Consider the following 19,067-nt stretch of genomic DNA (forward strand, 5'->3'; position numbering starts at 1 on the left):
GGGAAATGTAAAATGAAAGCACTTGTTTTAGAGGATACTAGAAAATTGATTTTGACAAATGTCCTGGATCCAACAATTGATAAAAATGGGGTAATTGTAAATGTAAAAGCGAATGGAGTATGCCGAAGTGACTGGCATGTTTGGGCTGGAGAACTTGCATCAGGATCCAACGTGTTAGGACATGAATTATGTGGTGTCATTGAAGAAGTAGGCAGTGAAGTGAAGAACTTCAAAAAAGGAGACCGCGTCATTGTACCAATCTCTGGGAGCGAGGGCTCATGTCCTCATTGCTTAAAAGGCCAGGTTCATTTATGTGACTCTCCAGATATCCCAGGTTTCACCTATTCTGGCGGATTTGGAGAATACGTTCCTGTTCCTCATGCGGATCGAAATCTTGTTCACCTTCCGGAAGAAATTGGTTTTCGTGATGGTGCCGCTCTAGGTTGCCGGGTCATGACCTCTTATCATGGAATTGTGGATATTGCTAAGGTTCGCCCTGGCGAAACGGTTGTGGTATATGGTTGCGGCGGAATTGGGTTGTCTGCAATTCACATTGCAAACTCATTAGGGGCGCATGTAATTGGCGTTGATATTAATGAATCAAATCTGAGTTTAGCAAAAGAAATGGGCGCGATTCATACCGTTAATGGGAAACAAAATGATCCAATCGAAGTAGTCCGAGAACTAACAAGAGGTGGAGCAGATGTATCCGTTGATGCCCTCGGGATTGCCCAAACATGTGTGAATGCGATTCATAGCCTAAGAAAAGGCGGAAGACATTTACAAATCGGGGTGACATCGAAAGCAGAGTCTGGTTATATTTCGATACCGATCGATGAGATGCTGATGAAAGGAATTCATTTGTATACGACTTTAGGTCTCCCAGTTCATCGTTTTGATAAACTTCTATCTTCTGTGGCTCAAGGTGACCTACAGCCAGGAAAAATGGTTTCGGGTGAGATTGCTCTATCTGATGTAAATCGAATTTTTGAAGATATGGCGAATTTCTCAAATACAGGAACCTATGTCATAACAAAATTTGACTAATGGTTCAACCGTCATTCCTTGTTAAGTTGGTAACGGGGGTTCTATCTTTAATAGCTTTCTAGATCACTAAATTGAAACAGTGGGGTACTATGTTGGGGGAGGGGGGAGCAATCTTTTCTCCTCCTTTTAGTGAAATCTGTAGAAATTTTACCGAAAAGCCTTTGATTATATTTCTATTATTTCATTTTATCGCTTTGTTCAAATACAATTACCTATTCTAAGTTTTGTCTTTTTCAGAATATTTAATATATATATTGAAATGTCTACTAACAGCATTTATAATAAAAATCAAACAAACGTTTAGTTTTTTATTTCTTGGGAGGTGAGTCTAATGGGACATATAGACAAAAATGATACAATTCCGGTGAGAAAAGGAGAAGATTTTGATCGAAAAGCTTTAAGAAACTATCTAGCTCAACATGTAAGCGATTTCCCTGATAAAGAGCTCGAGGTTGAACAATTTACAACAGGTTTATCTAACCTAACCTACTTTTTACGCAGTGGGGAGTGGGAAGCCGTTATGCGTCGTCCGCCTTCTGGACCGCTACCGCCAAAAGCACATGATATGAAACGAGAATCAGACTTATTAACAAGACTACATCCTGTTTTCCCTCTTGTTCCTAAGCCATATGTTTTTTGTGAAAATAAAGAGGTGTTAGGTGCTCCATTTTATGTAATGGAAAGAAAACAAGGAGTGGTATTAGACGCACAGTTTCCTCCAGGATTTCACGTGACAAAGGAGCTTCGAATTGAAATATCAAATGCAGTGGTTGATGCGTTGGCGCAACTGCATACGGTTGAATATGAAACGGCTGGCTTAGCTCAATTTGGTCGTCCAGAGGGATTTTTGGATCGACAGGTGAAAAGTTGGATTCAACGCTATATCAAATACACAACAGATGAGAATCCGTATTTTGACAAAATATCAAAATGGTTGGAGAAGAATATTCCTTCCTCCCGTTATACGAGCTTGCTTCATAATGACTATAAGTTAAACAATATGCTCTTTTCAAAAGATTTTACAAGGATTGAAGCGATTTTAGATTGGGAAATGGCCACCACTGCTGATCCATTCTTTGACTTAGGAGGAGCGTTAGGGTATTGGTTAGAACCAGACGACCCAGATTATCTCAAAAAGAGCCTTCCAACTGTAACAACAGAACCAGGTTTCATTAAGAGAAGCGATTTTATCCAAAGATATGCGCTTCAAACAGGGTTTGATATTCCGCCTCTGAATTTTTATATCGCCTTTACGTACTTTAAATTAGCCGTAGCTTTACAACAAATTTATTATCGTTGGAAGGTTGGACAGACAAAGGATACCCGCTTCTCAAACTTAAATGAGAGAGTGAATAATTTGATGTTATCGGCATGTGAAGTATCTGAAACAGGAAAATATTAATACAAAATAACATTACTAGTAAGGCAATAAGAGCCAGGATAAGGGAAAAGATCAAGCTTTTATCTAATATAAACACAGTAAAAATATAAGACTTTACCCATCCAAGTATTGTAGAAAAATATGGGGATTGTTTTTCAAACAGTCGTCTGTTTAAAAAGGAACTTTTACTGTATAATATTACTATAGAATATTGAAGCAGTTGGATGGGTGAGGGGAAGAGGATGATGGGAAAACCAAATTTTAAGAAAACAAATAAATCGATTGAAAAATTCAATAAAATTGTAAATGCAGCAGCAAAGATTTTTCGAGAAAAAGGGTATAAAGAGGCTACTTTGGAGGATATTGCGAATGAAGTAGGTATGCTGAAAGGCAGCTTATATTACTATATCGAGAAAAAAGATGATTTATTATATGCTGTAGTTGAAAGACCACTGAGTGAAATGACGGAAAATTTAAAAGTGATTGTAAATTCAGCTGATTCACCTTCTGTTAAATTAGAAAAAGCCTTAAAAAGTCATATTTTAAGTTTTGAAAAATACCAAAGCGAGTTATTCGTTTGGATATCGATTGAATGGTTCAAGTCTGAGTTCGGGGGAGAAATAGCAACAGTAGGGGATGAATATGATCGCCTTTTTCGAAAAATTATAATTGAGGGAATTAAAAAGGAAGAATTTCGTAGTGATTTAGATCCAAAACTTTTAACTTTTGCCATTTTTGGTGTCTATAATTATATGCAGCGCTGGTATTCACCAGACAACAAGTATACATTTGATGAAATCTCTAAACAATTCAATGCATTTGTCCTTCAAGGAGTTTGGAAAAAGTCTTAAAATACTCTGTAAATAAAGACATTAATCTCTATATGAAACGTGTTTAAGAATTTAGGAGGTGCCTCCATTGGATAAGATTATAAAAGACTTACTGCAAACTTCTCCTGGATTATCCGCCAAAAATATCCTAAGCAAATGTCAAAAAAATATGGATTTAAATATCAGAACTGATACGGTAAATAGGTATCTTAGAAAGTTAAAAAGCAGTGGAGTGCTCATAAACAAGTGTGGGCGCTGGTATTTAAGATGAAAGAGCTTTTAGTACATTTTAATAAAAATGATCGTTCTAAACCAACAAGAGATTTTATATCAGCAGTGAGGTTTCCTTCGCATTCTTCACTGTTTTTATATGGGTTTTATTCTGTCTCTGAGCCCTAACAATCAGAACATGGGTAAACTTTTATGAATAAATTAGATTCGTCTCTTGATAATTTTCCTAATATTCGAAATTTATATATAAATTGAAATAATTATTATATTATTATAATCAAATATTTGTTTGATTTTTAGTGAGTTAAGAGGTGATTTTTCCTTTTTGTATTGCAAAAGAATGGAAAGGGGTACCAGAATGATTTTTCAGTATCTTCCTGTAGAACGGATCCATTACGGGATCAATTGCGTTGAAGAACAGCTTGTAAATGAAATAACCAAGTTCAATGGTCAGAAATTATTAATAGTCACAACGAATAGCTTGTTAAAAACGAAAGCGTATAACAAGATGTTGGATACCCTTCATGCAAACCAGATTGAAACCTTCGTAACCTGTTCAAAACAGCATGTACCTGGGACCATACTATTGAAGGATTTAACAGATATCCGACAATTTAACCCTGAACTTATTTTAAGCATTGGTGGGGGGAGTCCGATTGATGCAGCTAAAATCCTTTCATTAGTTTTAGCTGAGGACATCCAGTCAGAGGAGGAATTATACCCTTTTTCAGAGAATAGAAAAGATAAGGTTCCGACTATGTCGGAGTATCTTCCTCATATCGCGATTCCTACAACCCTTTCTGCATCTGAGTTTACGAGCATCGCTGGTACAACAAATGTGAAGGACCATGTAAAGTATAAGTTTTCTCATTTAAATATGACGCCGAAATTCGTTTTCTTAGATCCTGTTTTCACAACGGAAACCCCAGATTGGCTTTGGATATCAACAGGTATTCGGGCAGTCGATCATGCGGTTGAGACTCTCTATACTCCTGTTCCAAATCCAATTAATACGAGTTTAGCCTTACAGGCGTTAAAAAAGTTGTATGAGCACTTACCACGATCTAAGAAAGATCCCACAAACTTAGAGGCCAGACTAGAATGTCAAGTAGGAGCCTGGCTCTCCCTATTTTCCGTCGTCAATATTAAGTTAGGATTATCTCACAGTATTGGACATCAAATAGGGGCAACCTATGACATCCCTCATGGAATGACTTCAGCGATTATGCTGCCACAGGTAATGAAGTTTCTTTTGCCTAGAACGACGAAGGAACAGGCAAAAATTACAGAAGCATTAGGTTTTAGTAAAGAGGAAAATACGGTAGCAGAAAATGCAAGGATCGCTCCGACACTCATTAAAGGGCTAATACAAGAACTTGAAATCCCACATCGATTAAGAGATTTTGATGTTTCAAAAGAAAGTATCCCTTTAGTCGTAAAAAATATTCTGACGGATATTCGTGGAGAAGACAATTCTTTTGTTTTGGGTACCGACGATTTAAAGGAAAAGATTACAAGCCTCTTAGAAGAAGTATGGTAGGGACAAACCAACAAGATGAAAAAATCATAATCATAGACTAGGTAGTTGTAAGATTCATTGGTCTTTAATTGAAAGCGTTTTATCTTTATAGGAAGTAAAAAATAGACTCACATATACGAGGTGATGGTAAATGAATTATCAAGAACTCCTAGATGGTTTTTCATGGGAAAAGGTTGTTAAAACTTTTGACTGGAACGTACAAGAAAAGTTTAATATGGGACATGAATGCTGTGATCGCTGGGCTGATGACCCGAATCGGATTGCAATTTATTGGGAAGATGCGGAGGGAAACACAGATGTATGGACCTACAAAAGACTAAAAGAACAATCGAATAAGATGGCAAATGCACTTAGGTCCCTTGGGGTACAGAAAGGGGATCGAGTGGCAGGGCTTCTCGGGAAGGATATGGAATTAATTATTACGGTAATCGCAACATGGAAAATAGGGGCCATTTATGTCCCGATGTTTACAGCTTTTGCTCAAGATGCGATCAAATACCGATTGGAAGATTGTGATTGTAAAATATTGGTAACCAATCAAGAACAAGCGCTGAAACTAGAAAAAGTATCGATTCCTAGTCAACTTCTTTTGATGGACGGATTAACAGCTGATGGATCAACCTTTTGGGAGTTCATTGATTCTTTTTCAGACGAGCATCAAACGGAACCAACAAACGTGATGGACCCAAGCGTGATTCAGTATACATCTGGATCGACTGGAATGCCGAAAGGCGCAGCATGGGCGCATAAAATTTTACTTAGTTCTTACCCATACGTTCGCTACGGAATCGGCATCGAGGACGATGATACCATGTATGGAGGGGCAGATTTAGGTTGGGCATTTGGGCTGATCAATTGTACATTCGTTCCTTTAAGCTATGGCATTTCAATTCTAGTTTATAAAGGTTCCTTTAATGTTGAAAAGGTGTATTCCTTATTGGAAAAATACGAGGTCACGAACTTTGCGTATGCCCCAACAGCCTATCGATTGATGATGTCCTATGGTGATGATCTTGCGAAGAAATATAACATTCGTGTGAAAAAGTTCAGCAGTGCGGGTGAGCCGTTAAATGCGGAAGTGGTCCGTTTCTTTAAAGATACCTTCGGAAGAGAAATTTATGATCACTATGGCTGTACAGAAACAGGGATGATTGTCGACAATTTTAATGTAACAGACATGGAGGTAAAACCAGGATCAATGGGTCTACCGTCTCCTGGATTTAATATTGCATTAATTGATGAAGATGGGAACCCAGTTGAGAAAGGGAAAGTGGGACAAATTGCGGTTGATACAACTGCATTTCCTTATTTTTTCCTAGGGTACTGGAATAATCCTGAGAAAACAGAAGAAAAAATAAAGGGAAAATGGCTGTTAACAGGAGACCTCGCGAGGCAGGATGAAGATGGGTACTTTTGGTTCGAAGGTCGCGCGGATGACATTATTTCAAGTGCAGGATACCGGATTGGTCCTTTCGAAGTAGAAAGCAGCCTGATTGAGCACCCTGCAGTAGCAGAAGCAGCTGTTATTGGAAAACCAGATCCTACCAAAGGGGAGATCGTTAAAGCCTTTGTAATCCTAAATCCGACCTATCAACCTTCTGACGAACTAGCAAATGAATTAAGTCTGTTTGTTAAAAGTAAATTATCTAAACATCAATACCCTAGAGAAGTTGAATTTATAGATAGCCTTCCTAAGACACCAAGTGGAAAAATTCAGCGCTATCTTTTGAGGGCGAATGAGCAAACAGCTAGTAGATAAAAGCTGCTGTTTTCTAATATAGATTGTTTTCTAATGAGCTGCTCAAATTGGTGGGTAGCTTCTCTTTTTGTTTCGGTGTCGCTTCTTTTTATTTGATCTAGCGGATTCTGAATCTAAGTAACACGTTCCTTATATACCATTTTCTACCTCCTTCTTAATCTAATAATTCAATAGTACCTGAGCAGAAAAAAGAATACCTGAATATTATGTTAACAATTTAAGTTTTCACAATAGGAAAAGTTTGAATTATCGTATAAAATATTAAATATTACAAAGTTGTGAACAAGGGGAAAAAGACTATGGTGCAAACGGCGATTACACAAGAAACCATTCTATCACTCAAAAATAAGATCCTTGCTTTATATGAGTATCTTATTGAACAAGGTGATACGGAAAACGGAGAAAAAACGAAGCAGTTAGCAAAGAAACTGCAAAATAGGGAGTTTATGATTGCATTTTGCGGTCACTTTTCAGCTGGAAAATCAACGATGATTAACAAAGTGGTCGGCGAGAATTTGCTGCCATCGAGCCCGATTCCCACCTCTGCCAACCTCGTAAAGGTAAAATCAGGTGAGGAATATGCGAAGGTTTTTTTTAAGAATGAAAAGCCGCGGGTGTACTTAGCACCATATGATTATGAATTAGTAAAAAATTACTGCAAGGATGGCGACCAAATCCAGGAAATCGAAATCAGCCATGCCGATTCCCAGCTGCCTGCCAATACCATTATTATGGATACACCTGGAATTGATTCAGCTGATGACGCACACAAGGTCGCAACAGAATCAGCTATTCACTTGGCTGATTTAGTTTTATATGTAATGGACTATAACCATGTGCAAGCGGAGCTGAACTTGTTATTCACTAAAGAATTAACGGAAGCTGGAAAGGAAGTTTATCTCGTTATTAACCAGGTGGATAAGCACAAAGAAGAGGAGCTCTCGTTTACCCAATTTCAAGAAAGCGTCACGGAATCATTTGCTGCTTGGGGAGTCAAGCCAGCACGAATCTTTTATACTTCATTAAAGTTTCAAGACCATAAATTAAATGAATTTACCGAATTAAAAGCATTTATCGCACAGAAATTGCAGAATAAGGACCAACTGCTGCAGCAATCCATTTTTCACTCACTCAAAAAAATAGCACAAGATCATCTAGAACAAGAACGAAATAGACGGGAAGAGGAACTTCAGCCTGTTTTTGAAGTGTTAAATGAGCTGCCTGAGGAAGAAAAACAGCAATTAACACAAACCTATCAATCACTCAGCACGAACCTAAAAACTCTTGAAAAAGGCGTCGAGGAAACAGAAAAGGAAATGGACAATGAAATAGCAAAGATTTTAAACAATGCTTATTTAATGCCATTTCAAACAAGAGAATTAGCGGAAGCATTTCTTGAAGCCTCACAGCCAGAATTTAAGGTAGGATTCCTTTTCTCAAAACAAAAAACACTTGAGGAAAAGAATGCACGGCTGGAGCGGCTGTACCAGGACCTTCAGGAGAAAACTAAATCACAGCTTGAATGGCACCTGCGTGAATATCTAATCGCGATTCTAAAGAACAATCGTTTAGATGAACAGGAGCTGCAAAATAAAGCACAATCGTTATCTATTGAAGTCCCGCTCGATTTAATTGTTCAAACAGTTAAACAGGGAGCCCGTCTATCTGGTGAATATGTGCTTCATTACACAGAGGACTTGGCGAACGGAATTAAAAAAATAGCACGCGAGCGTGTTCTAGATTTTAAACATGTGCTCATGCCTGTATTAGCAGCCAAAACGAAAACATTGACACAGATGTATCAAGCAGAGTTTAAAAGTATTGAAAAATATGTGAGTGCACTTTCTGAAAAAACCAATTTTGAAAAAGAAACAGATACCAAAAAAGCTGTAGTTGACAGGTTGTTAAATGAATCAATAGAAAGCAAAAGTGACGATTTCTTACTATTTCAGCAAGAGGAAGAAGACGCTGAAGTAATACATGGTGAGTCTCTTCCGGAGACAGAATCCGTTCAAAAGAGCAATCCTCTGCCATCTGTAACACAGGTAGAAAACATTGTAACCAAGAAAAATGAAACGGAGAAAGCGAGAAGCCATTTACAAAGTTTGGTAGCTCGTCTAAATCATTCTGCAAAGCTTATTGACAGTCTGCCCGGTTTTAAAAAGCTCGCTAAGGAATTAGAAGACAAAGCTGACAGATTGGCGCACAAAGGATTTACTGTTGCTTTATTTGGCGCATTTAGTGCAGGAAAGTCTTCTTTTGCCAATGCACTTATGGGGGAAAAAGTACTTCCGGTATCGCCTAATCCGACCACAGCGGCCATTAATAAAATTAAGCCTGTAACCGATCAATATCAGCATGGCACGGTGCTTGTGAAATTTAAGGAAGAAAACGCCATGCTCGAGGACGTAAACCGTTCATTAAAATTATTTGACCTGCAAACGTCTGACTTAGAAGGAGCTGCAAAAGAGATAGATAAGGTCATGCTTGAAAAGGGGCAGGAAGGAATAGCGGAAAAGACACACTATGCATTTTTACAAGCATTTAAAAAGGGCTTTCTCATCCATGGAAAGCAGCTCGGAACAGTCTTGCAAACGGACTTAAACGAATTTGCTGATTTCGTAGCGTTAGAAGAAAAGTCGTGCTTTGTGGAATGGATTGAGCTGTACTATGATTGCGAATTGACTCGCAAAGGGATTACCCTCGTTGATACACCAGGGGCGGACTCGATTAATGCCCGCCATACTGGAGTAGCATTTGATTATATTAAGAATTCTGACGCAATTTTGTTTGTTACGTATTATAACCATGCCTTCTCAAAAGCGGACCGGGAGTTTTTAATCCAGCTCGGCCGGGTAAAGGAATCCTTCCAGCTCGATAAAATGTTCTTTATTATTAACGCGATTGACTTAGCTGAAAATGAAGAAGAGAAGGAAACCGTTGCGGAGTATGTTACGGAACAATTAATAAAATATGGGATTCGGAAACCACACCTCTATCCATTATCTAGCTTGCTGGCCCTAAAGGAAAAATTAGAACCAAACACAGATGCAAAGTCTGGCATGGGGAATTTTGAAGGGGAATTCTATCATTTTATTTCAAATGATTTAACGGAAATGGCTCTCACATCAGCAGGTAACGAATTAAATCGTGTTCATGAGTTAGTAGGAAAACTAATTGAGAATTCGAAAGAAGACCAATCCGTAAAGGACAAAAAACGCACAGAAATAGAAAAACAAAAAGCCTTGATTAAAGCTGTACTGGAAAAGCAAACCCCAGATGGTGTACAAAAACGAATCATTCAAGAAGGTGAAGAACTTCTTTACTATATTAAACAAAGAGTATTCCTCCGGTTTGGTGACTTTTTTAGGGAAGCCTTTAATCCTGCATTGTTAAGAGATGACGGAAGAAATTTAAAGAAGGCAGTACAATCAGCTTTGGATGAGCTGTTGGAAAGTCTAGGCTTCGATTTCGCACAAGAGCTGCGAGCAACAACTGTCAGACTGGATTCTTTTACCGGAAAAGTTTTAGCCGACTATTATACCGGCCTAACTCGCAGTATGAAGGAAATTAATAAAGACTTATCATTTTCAACTTTTGAGATGAAACATGAAGAGGAGATTGAGTTTCCTTTAGCTTTTAGTGATTTAAATAAACAGCTGTTTACGAAAGCACTGTCTTATTTTAAAAATCCAAAATCCTTTTTTGAAAAAAATGAAAAGAAGCATATGAGTGATGAGCTATATCAAGTTTTAAATGTCCCTGCGGATGATTATCTGAAATCTCAAGGTCAAAAACTAGCAGAATATTACTCCAGTATTGTTTCGGGTCAATTTGAAAAATTGATCACCGAAGTAGAGCAACAGGCAGACGATTTTTATTTAAGTCTTCTTACCGCCTTAGATGGCGGGGTATCCATCGAAAAATTACAAGAAGTTTACCAAAAGCTTGAAGAGTCTAAGTATTAAATCATTGGGGGATGGCTATGAATCTAATAATCAACAAAGAATGGCTGTTAAAAAATTTAAATGAGCAAAATGTCCGTATTGTAGACTGCACTTTTTCTTTAGCCGACCCTAAAAAAGGCAGACAGGAATATGAAAACAATCATATTCCTGGTGCTTGCTATTTTGATCTTGAGGTAGATTTATCGGGTGAAGTCGCTGAACACGGCGGCCGGCACCCATTGCCTAACATCGAAGAGTTTACTTTAAAACTTGAACAAGCAGGTATTGATAATAGCACAACTGTAATCTCCTATGATCAAGGCGAAGGTGCGTTTGCTGCAAGGTTTTGGTGGCTGCTGCAATATCTCGGACATGAAAAAGTGTTTGTGTTAGATGGAGGATTTAAAGGCTGGGTAGAAGGAAACCTCCCTATAACATCAGAAATTCCTTCTTTTAAAAAAACCACCTTCAAGCCGGATATTAATCACGACCTGCTTACAAGTATGGAAGAAGTAAAGGCAGTGGCGGATGAACAGAATTCCAACATAGTCCTAATTGATTCGAGAGAAGAAAGACGATATTTAGGTTTAGAGGAACCCATTGATAAAAAAGCTGGACGGATTCCTGGTGCAATTAATAAGCCGTGGTTTGAAGGACTAAATGCTGGATATTTTAAGCCTGCAGAGATACAAAAACAACGATTCTCAGATATTAATCCTGACAACGAAATCATTGTATATTGTGGTTCAGGGGTTACTGCCGCACCAAATTTTCTGGCATTAAAGGCAGCTGGGTTTGAAAAGGTAAAACTTTACTTGGGAAGTTTTAGTGACTGGATTTCCTATCAAGAAAACAAAATAGAGTAGGTTTTTATGTTATAATAGAAATCGTCTTGTTTTTAAATGATCGGAGGTCAAAATATATTGGAAAATCAAAAACCTTCTCTTATGCTAGTTGATGGAATGGCGCTGTTATTTCGTGCTTTTTATGCTACAGCTGTAACAGGTCAGTTTATGATAAATTCAAAAGGAATTCCGACGAATGGGATTCATGGCTTTATTAAACATTTATTTACTGCAGTTTCTTCTTTTAAACCATCCCATGTGGCAGTTTGTTGGGATATGGGCAGTAAAACATTCCGCTCTGAACTATTTAACGCCTATAAAGGGAACCGGAGTGAAGCACCAATCGAATTAATTCCTCAATTTGATTTAGTTAAAGAAGTAGTTGCCGCGTTTGACATCCCTAACATCGGCTTAGCGGGCTATGAAGCAGATGATTGCATTGGGACGATTGCAAATCAGGCTAAGGAACATGCACATGTCTCCATTTTAACGGGTGACCAAGATATCCTTCAGCTGCTGGATGAAAGTATTTCGGTCATTTTATTGAAAAAAGGATATGGGAATTACCTTGTTCATACTCCTGATTCCTTCTTTGAGGAGAAAGGTATCAAACCGCGCCAAATGATTGATTTAAAAGCTTTAATGGGCGACCCAAGTGACAACTATCCTGGAGTAAAGGGAATTGGTGAGAAAACGGCGCTTAAGCTCTTAAAGGAATATGAGCATGTTGAGGGGATTATATCCAATCTTGATCGTCTTTCAAAATCTCATAAAACAAAAATTGAGCAGGATTTAGAAATGCTCCACTTATCACGCATGCTTGCAGAAATTAAGTGTGACGTCCCTGTAACGTGTGACCTTATTGAAGCCGGACTGAAGATTGAAAAAGAAAAGGCTCTAAATAAATTAAATGAACTGGAACTGCGTGGCTTGCAGCGTCTGCTGCCGCTTGAAGCATCGTTTGTTTCCTAATATCCGAGGCTGTCCCAACTAGGGACAGCCTCCTTCGGTATAATTACTTATTAATGATAATGCATTTTAATAGGATAATCGCTAAAAGGCAATTATAATATAAATGATGATAGGAAATTGTCTAAAAAATAGGGGAGCCGGTGTTGCCGGTTGAGAGGTTATCCATGAGATAATGACCCTTTGAACCTGATCTGGTTAACACCAGCGGAGGGAACATATTTAACAAAACGATCTTTGTTAGTGTGCGCCCATGCTTAAAACTAGGGCGCTTTTTTATTTTTAAAAACGTCCGATTAAGTAAAAAACGTGAAATGTTATCCAAGCCTATTTCCTGCAAATTGTAAAAAAGAGGATGATGAGAGTGAAGACATGGTTTAGTTTGGTACTATCTGTCTTGTTAATTGCCGGCTGTGGTACAAATACTGAGGAAAATTCACAGGGAAGTAGGCCAGAAAATAAAAAGAACCTAGAAAAAGTTACGGTTGTATTAGATTGGACACCCAACACGAACCATACAGGATTATATGTTGCGAAGGAAAAAGGTTATTTTAAAGAAGAAGGCCTTGATGTCAATATTATTATGCCGGGTGAAGCAGGTGCTGACCAGTTAGTCGCATCCGGAAAATCACAATTTGGGGTTGGCTATCAAGAAGGTGTAACACAGGCACGAATTCAAGGTGTCCCGCTTGTATCAATTGCCGCTGTAATTCAGCATAATACATCTGGATTCGCCTCTCCTGCAGATAAAAACATAATTACGCCAAAAGATTTTGCGGGTAAAACATATGGCGGATGGGGATCTCCTGCAGAAAAGTCAGTAATCGATTCATTAATGAAAACAGAAAATGCCGATGTTGAGAAGGTGAAAATTATCAATATCGGAGACACGGACTTCTTTACCGCAGTTAAAAAAGATATAGATTTTGCCTGGATTTATTATGGATGGACCGGTATTGAAGCAGAGCTGCGCGGTGAGAAAATAAACATGGTATATTTAACAGACTACTCAGAAAAACTAGATTATTACACGCCTGTATTAACAACAAATGAAAAAATGATTGCAGAAAATCCTGACACGGTAAAAGCATTTGTAAAAGCAGCTGCTAAAGGATATAAATTTACTATCGAAAACCCAGGTGATGCCGCAGATATTTTATTAAAAGCAGCGCCAGATTTAGATCCAGAGCTTGTGAAAAAGAGTCAAGAATGGTTAGCGCCTAAATACCAGGATGATGCACCTCGCTGGGGTGAACAAAAGCTTGAGGTTTGGGAGAACTATGCTTCCTGGATGTATGAAAATGGATTACTAGAAACAGAATTAGAAGCTAAAAAAGCTTTTACGAATGAGTTCTTACCTGAATAGGAGATGTTATTATGGCAAATGCACTAGTCAGTATACAAATCATCCCGAAGCCGTCTGATGGTGGAGATGTGATTCCTTTTGTGGACGAAGCAATTCGAGTGATTGATGAATCTGGGGTAAAATATGAGGTCCATCCGTTAGAGACGACAATGGAAGGCGAGTTATCCCATTTGTTTTCAATCATTGAAAAAATGAACGAACGGATGATGGAAATGGGCAGTAAAAATGTGATTTCCCAAATTAAAGTTCTTTATCAGCCAACAGGTATTACATTGGAAACCCTGACGGAAAAATATCGATGAACTATTTAATTAGAAAAGGATGGAGACCGGTTGCGGTTCTCCTTCTTTTGTTCATTTTATGGGAAATCATTGTAAAGATAACGAGAGTACCCGAGTGGCTCTTACCGGCACCTACAATGATTATGAATGAGATTATTTCAGGTTGGACGTCGTTTTATCCAGATTTAGTCTCAACAGCGAACATTGCGGTTGAGGGTTTTTTAGTAGGGACCACAGTTGGAGTGGTTGTTGCTGTCTCGCTGCATTTGGTCCCTTGGATCCGGGACTCAGTGTACCCGTTGCTTATATTATCACAAAATGTTCCGATTATTGTGCTCGCTCCTCTGCTTGTTATATGGTTTGGATTTGGATTATTACCTAAAATTATTGTAATCACCCTTACCTGTTTTTTCCCTATCACTGTGGCAGCTTTAGACGGATTTAAACATGTTCCATATTCCCATAAACATTATATGTTGATGGCTGGGGCAAACAAGTTTCAGTTGTTTTGGAAGCTTGAATGGCCATATGCACTCCCCTCCATCTTTTCTGGCTTAAAAATTTCAGCCACCTATAGTGTTATGGGGGCTGTCATTTCTGAATGGCTCGGAGCGGAAAAAGGAATTGGTGTGTATATGACCTTAGCATCTTCTTCATTTAGAACAGACAAGGTATTCGTTGCCATTCTATCGATTATGGTACTAAGTCTCTTATTTTTTACCGTTATAGTTGCAGCCGAAAAATATTTCATTCGGTGGCAAAGCAAAGGAGGCAGCGAGGAGTGAGTCATTTACTAGTTGATCACATTGTAAAAAGTTTTGGACCAAATGAGGTTCTTTCAGATTTATCTTTTTCGATTGAAAAAGAAGAGTTTGTTACCATCATCGGGCCATCTGGAAGTGGAAAAAGTACAATTTTTAACTTAATTGGCGGGATCATGACCCCCGATAAAGGAGTCATTGAGCTTGAAGGGAATAATATTATTGGGAAACGCGGCTCGATTAGTTTTATGCCACAAATGCCTTCCCTCCTGCCTTGGCGGACTGTTTTGCAAAATGTATTACTCGGAGCTGAACTGCAGGGTAAAAAGGATCGGGATAAAGCGATCGAAATGCTTCGTAAAGCCGGTCTTGCTGATTATGTGCATGCTCGCCCGGAAGAGCTATCCGGCGGAATGAAGCAGCGCGTCGCGTTTATACGAGCCCTGCTAAGTCCCCAATCTCTCATTTGTCTTGATGAGCCTTTTTCGGCGCTAGATGAATTAACAAGATTAGAGATGCAAGAATGGCTTCTTTCGATTTGGGAGGAATATCGTCGGACCGTGCTGTTTGTTACTCACTCGATAGAAGAAGCATTGTTTCTATCGGATAGGATCATTGTGTTATCCGCAAAGCCAACAAGAGTGGCAGCGGAATTCAAGGTCCCATTCAAACGCCCGCGGGATGAAAGCTTGTTTTTAGATGATAATTTTCTAAAATGGAAGAGGACAGTTACTTATTCATTAAAAAACGTTGGAAGTGACAAGGATGGAGAAGTTAATAGACGCCCATATTCATTTAGATCAATATGATGACATTGAAATTGCCACGCTGGTTGAGGAGAACGTAGCCATTGAAGCACTTGTTTCAGTTTCGATGAACCTGGATTCCTGTAAGAGGAATCTTATTTTATCAGAACGATATCCCATCGTAAAACCTGCATTTGGTTTTCATCCTGAGCAGATTCTGCCAACTGAAAAAGAACTTGATGAACTAATAAACTGGATGAGAGTTAACAAAGACAAAATGATTGCTGTAGGTGAAGTAGGCCTGCCATTTTTTATGAGGGCAGAAAATAAAGTTACAAAAAAAGACTATGGCCGCTATAGTGAATTGCTTGAACTATTTGTGAATCTAGCCAAAAAGTGGGAAAAGCCTATCTCACTTCATGCGGTCTATTCTGATGCCCCAGTTGTTTGTGATCTTCTCGAAAAGCATTCAGTTTCTAAGGCTCATTTTCACTGGTTTAAGGGGGATCAACGGACAACCGAGAGAATGCTGGCAAACGGATATTTCGTTTCTGTTACTCCGGAGGTTGCCATGGAAGAACCTGAAAACGTCACTTTGGTGAAAAATTATTCGATTAATCAAATCATGCTTGAAACAGATGGTCCATGGCCCTTTGAAGGTCAATTTATTGGAAAAAGGACAAACCCTCTTATGATGAAGGAGTCGCTTAAAAAAATAGCTGAAATCAAACGTATGACTTTTCAGGATGTAAACACACAAATTAGAAATAATACTAAAAGATTTTTTAATATATAAATTAATTGGTACAATTGTCTTACATATTTCTTTATTCAAAGACTAAATGTTTAAATCCTAAAGCCTAGGCTGTCCCAAAGATGGGACAGCCTTTTCCATTTTTATTTAGTGTTGCTTTTTTTAGCAGCATTTTCTAATTTACTTTTAGGATCTTCTGTCATTTCCGCATCCTGTCCATAACCCTGTGGATTCACTCCAGGTGCCTTGACACCGCGATTTCTTGAACCGTTTTTACTCACCGCTGTTCACCTCCCATTTTTTTAGTATTTCCATGAGAGAATAATAAAACTCAACTTTCTAAACAATAAAGATAAGAGGTGATAAAAATGAACAAAGGTGTTTATTTAGCCCTATCGAGTATTGCATTAGCACAGGGCTTAAAGATTCCCATTCATTACTATAAAAAGAAAGAATGGCGCCCAGACCTCTTTTTTCAAACAGGTGGAATGCCGAGCTCCCATTCAGCAGGGGTTTCTACACTGACCACCTATATTGCTTTACAACGCGGGCTGCCAACATTTGATTTTGCCCTATCTCTTGTTTATGGGCTAATTGTTATGTATGACGCTCAAGGTATTCGACGGCAAACAGGTGAACTTACCTTAAAGGTGAATTCTATGCACGATTTAATTGAAAAAGTGGATAAAGAAGAAAGCGTAGAATTTGAGCAAGAAGCCCCTAAAAAGTTAAAAGAAATGTTAGGACATCAGCCTGAAGAAGTAATTGGCGGTGCTATTCTTGGGGCAATAGTTGGAGTCATTGGACATGTATGCACAGAAAATAGTAGAAAATTGTCGAAATTTAAGGTAAAATCTGATAGTAAATGGTTTTAGATTGCTTGGAGAGGGATGGAGAAGCCAGTGCGGACAGTGGATGAGTACTTGCATTACTTGGAGGGAAAAGGTTTTCATTTTCAAGAGGATGCAATCGGTTTTATTTATTTCGGAAAACAATACACGAATGCTTCCGATGAATTGATTAATTCAGCAATAGAGATCACATTAAAAGCTCAGAAAACCTTTGATGGCAGCTTTTATGTGTCATTATTAGAAACCCTTGTTTCGAGCAAAATACAAACAAGAAATGCGGCCCTAAAGTTTGTTAAAGAAAGAGAACTAGTGGCAATGTAAAACAAAAATCCTCCCTAAAAAGGAGGATTTTTGTTTTACCCTTGAAAGCTCTTGTCTTTTCTAAGCACAGGAAATTTTTTGGCGGGAAGCTCTGCAAAAATCATTCCTGCAAAAATAAGCAAGCAGCCAACTAGTGCGCTGAGAGATAATCGTTCATCCGCCCAATAATACCCCGCAATCGCTGCAAATACAGGCTCCATTGCAAATATTAAAGCCACTCTTGTAGCTGTAGTGTATTTTTGAAAATTCGTTTGAATCCAAAACGCTAAGGCTGTCGCTAGTATACTGGTGATCATTAAAGCGACGATAACATCTTGTGCGAGCAGAATTTCCGGATTAAATGATCTTCTCCAATCCTCAAAAATAAAGGCGGAAAGGATGGATAATACTGCGACGGTGGAAATTTGAATCACCGTTAACAATAAGGTTGGATATTTGCTTGAGAACTTTCCCGTGAAAATAATTTGAAGAGCAAAGCTAATCGCACAAATAAACACAAATCCATCTCCAATATTTAAAGAGGAAACATCGGTCATCGTTAGCAGAAACAAACCAATGCTTGCAATCGAAACTCCGATTACTGCATTTCTGCTTGGAAACTGTTTTAACAAAAACATTGAAAAAAGTGGGACGAAAATTACGCTTAACCCTGTAATAAAGCCAGCTTTAGAAGTGGTTGTATATACTAAACCGATTGTTTGAGTGGCGTAACCTAGAAATAGCCAGAACCCAATAAATACACCAGATGCAAGCATTTTTAAGTTTAATAAGGCAAGTTGCTTTCGTTCAAATATAAAAAGCCATAATAAAAGCATGACTGCTGCTGCCAGAAAGCGGATTCCATTAAAGGAAAATGGTTCGAGCAGGCTAATCGCATTTTGAACAAGAACAAATGTTGTGCCCCATATAAATGTAACGAATAATAAGCTGATATCAGCTAGTATTGGCTTTCTCATGAAGATTAAATTTCCTCCAACGTATTTTTCCGGATCGCAAGACGTGCTAATTCATCGGCAGTTTTATTTTCGATGCTTGGAATCCACTTCATAAAAAATAAATCAAATTGTTTGGACAGCTGTAATGCTTTTTCCAGCAGTGGTGCATATACTTTGTTTTTTACAAATTCCTTCTCCACACCTTTATTCACTAATTCTGAATCTGTTCGAAAAGATACAACTGAATGAGAATAGCCTTTTTCTAAACAGATTTCTAACGCTTTTATAAAGGCGTGATATTCTGCCTCATGATTAGACATCAGGCCAAGTGGGATGGAAAATTTTTCTGCTGTTCCATTCCCTTTAATAAATATTCCAGCACCGCTTTGTCCAGGGTTACCGGCACTGGCACCGTCGATATAAACTTCAATCAAAGCAGCCCCTCCAGTTTCATATTAATTGAAAGTTTATCATAATCTAACACAAAACGCAGGAAATATATT

General features: G+C 38.3%; 19 protein-coding genes and 1 riboswitch. Of the genes, 16 read left to right on the forward strand and 3 right to left on the reverse strand.

What is annotated here, in order from left to right:
- Nucleotides 1–12: 12 nt before the first annotated feature.
- The 14 genes from QFZ28_RS11385 (at nt 13) to QFZ28_RS11450 (ending at nt 16,499) form a co-directional block, all read left to right on the forward strand.
- Complete coding sequence (locus QFZ28_RS11385; protein WP_307194737.1) at nt 13–1,047, forward strand: zinc-binding dehydrogenase; 1,035 nt, start codon at nt 13–15, stop codon at nt 1,045–1,047.
- Nucleotides 1,048–1,378: 331 nt separating this feature from the next.
- Complete coding sequence (locus QFZ28_RS11390) at nt 1,379–2,449, forward strand: phosphotransferase family protein (protein WP_307194738.1); 1,071 nt, start codon at nt 1,379–1,381, stop codon at nt 2,447–2,449.
- Nucleotides 2,450–2,673: 224 nt separating this feature from the next.
- Complete coding sequence (locus QFZ28_RS11395; protein ID WP_307194739.1) at nt 2,674–3,279, forward strand: TetR/AcrR family transcriptional regulator; 606 nt, start codon at nt 2,674–2,676, stop codon at nt 3,277–3,279.
- Nucleotides 3,280–3,346: 67 nt separating this feature from the next.
- A complete protein-coding gene (locus tag QFZ28_RS11400; RefSeq protein ID WP_307194740.1) occupies nt 3,347–3,529 on the forward strand; it encodes a hypothetical protein in 183 nt (60 codons plus the stop codon).
- A 318-nt stretch (nt 3,530–3,847) separates the two neighbouring features.
- The gene (locus QFZ28_RS11405; RefSeq protein WP_307194741.1) at nt 3,848–5,029 is read left to right on the forward strand and encodes an iron-containing alcohol dehydrogenase; all 1,182 of its coding nucleotides are present in this window, start codon (nt 3,848–3,850) and stop codon (nt 5,027–5,029) included.
- A gap of 130 nt (nt 5,030–5,159) precedes the next feature.
- The gene (locus QFZ28_RS11410) at nt 5,160–6,788 is read left to right on the forward strand and encodes an acyl-CoA synthetase (protein WP_307194742.1); all 1,629 of its coding nucleotides are present in this window, start codon (nt 5,160–5,162) and stop codon (nt 6,786–6,788) included.
- A 299-nt stretch (nt 6,789–7,087) separates the two neighbouring features.
- Nucleotides 7,088–10,756, forward strand: coding sequence for a dynamin family protein (locus QFZ28_RS11415; protein WP_307194743.1), 3,669 nt, complete (start codon nt 7,088–7,090; stop codon nt 10,754–10,756).
- Between the two features lie 17 nt (nt 10,757–10,773).
- Entirely contained in the window at nt 10,774–11,601 is an 828-nt protein-coding gene (locus QFZ28_RS11420; RefSeq protein ID WP_307194744.1) for a sulfurtransferase, read from the forward strand.
- A 57-nt stretch (nt 11,602–11,658) separates the two neighbouring features.
- Entirely contained in the window at nt 11,659–12,552 is an 894-nt protein-coding gene (locus QFZ28_RS11425; RefSeq protein ID WP_307194745.1) for a 5'-3' exonuclease, read from the forward strand.
- A gap of 120 nt (nt 12,553–12,672) precedes the next feature.
- Nucleotides 12,673–12,784, forward strand: a riboswitch (TPP riboswitch).
- Between the two features lie 123 nt (nt 12,785–12,907).
- On the forward strand, nt 12,908–13,915 hold the full coding sequence (locus QFZ28_RS11430; protein ID WP_373428059.1) for an ABC transporter substrate-binding protein: 1,008 nt from the start codon (nt 12,908–12,910) through the stop codon (nt 13,913–13,915).
- A gap of 11 nt (nt 13,916–13,926) precedes the next feature.
- A complete protein-coding gene (locus QFZ28_RS11435; protein WP_133367156.1) occupies nt 13,927–14,217 on the forward strand; it encodes a thiamine-binding protein in 291 nt (96 codons plus the stop codon).
- Nucleotides 14,214–14,981: an ABC transporter permease gene (locus QFZ28_RS11440; RefSeq protein ID WP_307194747.1), complete on the forward strand. Its 768-nt coding sequence runs from the start codon at nt 14,214–14,216 to the stop codon at nt 14,979–14,981. The genes QFZ28_RS11435 and QFZ28_RS11440 overlap by 4 nt, the downstream gene beginning before the upstream one ends.
- Nucleotides 14,978–15,766 carry an ABC transporter ATP-binding protein gene (locus QFZ28_RS11445; protein ID WP_307194748.1) on the forward strand — a complete coding sequence of 263 codons (789 nt, stop codon included), beginning with the start codon at nt 14,978–14,980 and terminating at the stop codon, nt 15,764–15,766. Before QFZ28_RS11440 ends, QFZ28_RS11445 begins: the two co-directional genes overlap by 4 nt.
- A complete protein-coding gene (locus QFZ28_RS11450) occupies nt 15,723–16,499 on the forward strand; it encodes a TatD family hydrolase (protein WP_307194749.1) in 777 nt (258 codons plus the stop codon). The genes QFZ28_RS11445 and QFZ28_RS11450 overlap by 44 nt, the downstream gene beginning before the upstream one ends.
- A 101-nt stretch (nt 16,500–16,600) precedes the next feature.
- Here the strand turns inward: QFZ28_RS11450 and sspL are convergent, their stop codons facing one another.
- The gene (gene sspL / locus QFZ28_RS11455; RefSeq protein WP_306073616.1) at nt 16,601–16,738 is read right to left on the reverse strand and encodes a small, acid-soluble spore protein L; all 138 of its coding nucleotides are present in this window, start codon (nt 16,736–16,738) and stop codon (nt 16,601–16,603) included.
- Nucleotides 16,739–16,825: 87 nt separating this feature from the next.
- Here sspL and QFZ28_RS11460 point away from each other — a divergent pair, with 87 nt between their 5' ends.
- On the forward strand, nt 16,826–17,332 hold the full coding sequence (locus QFZ28_RS11460; protein WP_307194750.1) for a divergent PAP2 family protein: 507 nt from the start codon (nt 16,826–16,828) through the stop codon (nt 17,330–17,332).
- A gap of 15 nt (nt 17,333–17,347) precedes the next feature.
- A complete protein-coding gene (locus QFZ28_RS11465; protein WP_307194751.1) occupies nt 17,348–17,629 on the forward strand; it encodes a DUF6123 family protein in 282 nt (93 codons plus the stop codon).
- Nucleotides 17,630–17,664: 35 nt separating this feature from the next.
- On the opposite strand, the gene QFZ28_RS11470 is transcribed toward QFZ28_RS11465, so the two are convergent.
- Entirely contained in the window at nt 17,665–18,585 is a 921-nt protein-coding gene (locus tag QFZ28_RS11470; RefSeq protein ID WP_307194752.1) for a DMT family transporter, read from the reverse strand.
- A 5-nt stretch (nt 18,586–18,590) separates the two neighbouring features.
- Nucleotides 18,591–18,998 carry a reverse transcriptase-like protein gene (locus QFZ28_RS11475; RefSeq protein WP_307194753.1) on the reverse strand — a complete coding sequence of 136 codons (408 nt, stop codon included), beginning with the start codon at nt 18,996–18,998 and terminating at the stop codon, nt 18,591–18,593.
- Between the last annotated feature and the right edge of the window lie 69 nt (nt 18,999–19,067).

Origin of the sequence: Neobacillus niacini (assembly GCF_030817695.1) — a bacterium.
GTDB lineage: Bacteria > Bacillota > Bacilli > Bacillales > Cytobacillaceae > Neobacillus > Neobacillus niacini_F.

Coding starts and splice junctions, on each gene's coding strand:
- QFZ28_RS11430 (WP_373428059.1), top strand. CDS start 12,908: ATGAGAGTGAAGACATGGTTTAGTTTGGTACTATCTGTCTTGTTAATT.
- QFZ28_RS11465 (WP_307194751.1), top strand. CDS start 17,348: ATGGAGAAGCCAGTGCGGACAGTGGATGAGTACTTGCATTACTTGGAG.
- QFZ28_RS11405 (WP_307194741.1), top strand. CDS start 3,848: ATGATTTTTCAGTATCTTCCTGTAGAACGGATCCATTACGGGATCAAT.
- QFZ28_RS11470 (WP_307194752.1), bottom strand. CDS start 18,585: ATGAGAAAGCCAATACTAGCTGATATCAGCTTATTATTCGTTACATTT.
- QFZ28_RS11415 (WP_307194743.1), top strand. CDS start 7,088: ATGGTGCAAACGGCGATTACACAAGAAACCATTCTATCACTCAAAAAT.
- QFZ28_RS11460 (WP_307194750.1), top strand. CDS start 16,826: ATGAACAAAGGTGTTTATTTAGCCCTATCGAGTATTGCATTAGCACAG.
- QFZ28_RS11450 (WP_307194749.1), top strand. CDS start 15,723: ATGGAGAAGTTAATAGACGCCCATATTCATTTAGATCAATATGATGAC.
- QFZ28_RS11440 (WP_307194747.1), top strand. CDS start 14,214: ATGAACTATTTAATTAGAAAAGGATGGAGACCGGTTGCGGTTCTCCTT.
- QFZ28_RS11410 (WP_307194742.1), top strand. CDS start 5,160: ATGAATTATCAAGAACTCCTAGATGGTTTTTCATGGGAAAAGGTTGTT.
- QFZ28_RS11385 (WP_307194737.1), top strand. CDS start 13: ATGAAAGCACTTGTTTTAGAGGATACTAGAAAATTGATTTTGACAAAT.
- QFZ28_RS11420 (WP_307194744.1), top strand. CDS start 10,774: ATGAATCTAATAATCAACAAAGAATGGCTGTTAAAAAATTTAAATGAG.
- QFZ28_RS11395 (WP_307194739.1), top strand. CDS start 2,674: ATGGGAAAACCAAATTTTAAGAAAACAAATAAATCGATTGAAAAATTC.
- QFZ28_RS11390 (WP_307194738.1), top strand. CDS start 1,379: ATGGGACATATAGACAAAAATGATACAATTCCGGTGAGAAAAGGAGAA.
- QFZ28_RS11435 (WP_133367156.1), top strand. CDS start 13,927: ATGGCAAATGCACTAGTCAGTATACAAATCATCCCGAAGCCGTCTGAT.